This is a genomic window from Candidatus Nitrosotalea sp. FS (assembly GCF_011319475.1).
Taxonomy (GTDB): Archaea; Thermoproteota; Nitrososphaeria; order Nitrososphaerales; family Nitrosopumilaceae; genus Nitrosotalea.
Genome location: NZ_RCMC01000091.1, coordinates 1 through 1,988 on the forward strand (window position 1 = coordinate 1; position 1,988 = coordinate 1,988).

Below are 1,988 nucleotides of genomic sequence, written 5' to 3' on the forward strand. Positions count from 1 at the left end.
GTCGAAAAAAACATCAAAAATGCGATTGCAAATTCTAATGTCACGGTTCACTTTGAGCCAACGCTGAAAGATGTTCCTGCAGATTACATCATAAACAAAGTTTCATNAGAAAAGAACATCAAAAACGCAATTGCACATTCTAATGTCACCGTTCACTTTGAGCCGACTCTCAAAGATGTCCCTGCAGATTACATCATAAACAAAGTTTCATCATCGGTACCAGGAGTAAAAGGCATTCACAATGTAAGCTCCTTTACTGCAGAAAATGGTGTATTCATCAGCCTTCATGTGTTAGTTGACAGAAACATGTCACTTGAGGATGCACACAATGTCTCAGATGAGATTGAATCCCAGATAAAAAAATCTGTCTCAAATGTCAATCATATTACAATACACCTAGAGCCGTATATCTCAATTCCAGAAAGCATTCCTGTAGAGGATATAACAATAGAGGAGCAAGTGGCAAATATCATAAAAGAATATCCCAAGGTAAAAAAAATTGGGCGAGTGATAACATTACACCTGCAGGACATATTCAAGGTGGACATTGACTGCTCGTTTGAAAAAGATCTTACAATAGAAGAAGTGCACGATATTGTTTCCAATATAGAAAATAAAATCAAGGCCCAGATAAAAAATGCCATAGTTACAATACATCCGGAACCAAACTAGAAATAACAACACGATGCAGTAAAATTTCTTAGAAAAGATCCTGTGCTTGGTGATATCATTGGTACCGTTGGTGAGTTTCAGTTAAAGAAAAAAAGCCAGTATTTTGCAGTGCTTGTAGAATCAATAATTTCCCAACAACTTGCAACAGGTGCTGCAGATGCAATCTTCAAGCGATTCAAGGCGTTGTATCCAAAATTTCCAACAGCAGCTGAAGGTTCTTGCCACAAGAAAATCCAAACTTCGTACAGTTGGCTTGTCTGGCATGAAGGTAGAGTACCTAAAGGACCTGGCAAAACATGTGGAGACTGGAAAACTGGACATGAAAGCAATCTCAAAGATGGGTGACGAGGATGTGATAGCTCAGCTGACCCAGGTCAAGGGAATTGGAAGGTGGACAGCTGAGATGTTTTTGATCTTCTNGAAGAATGGACGTATTTCCCGTAGGAGATCTTGGCTTGCGAAGAGGTGTGCAGATGGCATTTTCACTAAAAGAGATGCCAAAGCCCAAGGAGACTGAAAAATTTGGCGACAGATGGAGACCATACAGAAGCGTGGCAACATGGTACCTGTGGAAGAGTCTTCAAAAGTTTGACAAGATTGGATGAGTGGATTTTCCCGCATGGAATCTCCTAAAACACTGTGGGAAAGTTGGTATACGATTTATAAGATCATTTTGCCCATCAAGCTTTGAAGACAAAATGGGACAAAATATTGACAGTAATTTACTTGAGCGTTTTGAAAGAGAGATCTGGAGCAAGATTCCCCATCTAGAAAACAAAGATGGTAAAGTGGTCAACGCAACACCGCTTGTTGACATCACACAAGATTTGAAGGAATGTGCAAAAAAAGAATTTAATGTTAATTTAGATGATAAAAATCTGAAAATTTTTGGCAAGTATGATTCTAACTTGCTTGCAGGTTCCATCAAGGTAAGACCTGCAGTAAACATAATCCATGACGCCATTGCTACAGGAAAACTCAAAAGCGGACAGACAATATTTGAGGCAACTTCAGGTAACTTTGGAATCGCATTAGGACAACTAACCAAGATCGGACTTGATGTGGTTGCCCTTGTCTCACGAAAACTCCAAGACGGCGTATTTGAGGAATTACGAAATGAAAAAATTCGAATCATAAATCTTGACATGGACATCTGTCCAGCACCTGGAATGAAAGAGAGTCCAAATGTTTTGGCTGCAAGAGCAACTGCTGCAAATATCAGATCACAATTATCTGAGCTTGGGTTTGACCCAACTATTTTTGATGGTGCAATAACAGAAGCACAAGAACTGTTAGCAAAACAAGACATCATCAAT

At 39.3% G+C, this 1,988-nt stretch carries 3 protein-coding genes; all 3 read left to right on the forward strand.

Annotated features, from left to right (window positions below; all coding sequences use genetic code 11):
* Positions 1 to 195 precede the first annotated feature (195 nt).
* Positions 196 to 672, forward strand: a complete 477-nt coding sequence (locus DYY66_RS15860) for a cation transporter dimerization domain-containing protein (protein WP_394352556.1) — start codon at positions 196 to 198, stop codon at positions 670 to 672.
* A 42-nt stretch (positions 673 to 714) separates the two neighbouring features.
* Positions 715 to 1,017 carry a hypothetical protein gene (locus DYY66_RS03325; protein ID WP_166286191.1) on the forward strand — a complete coding sequence of 101 codons (303 nt, stop codon included), beginning with the start codon at positions 715 to 717 and terminating at the stop codon, positions 1,015 to 1,017.
* Positions 1,018 to 1,370: 353 nt separating this feature from the next.
* A partial coding sequence (locus tag DYY66_RS03335; protein WP_166286195.1) for a pyridoxal-phosphate dependent enzyme occupies positions 1,371 to 1,988 on the forward strand: 618 nt, incomplete at its 3' end.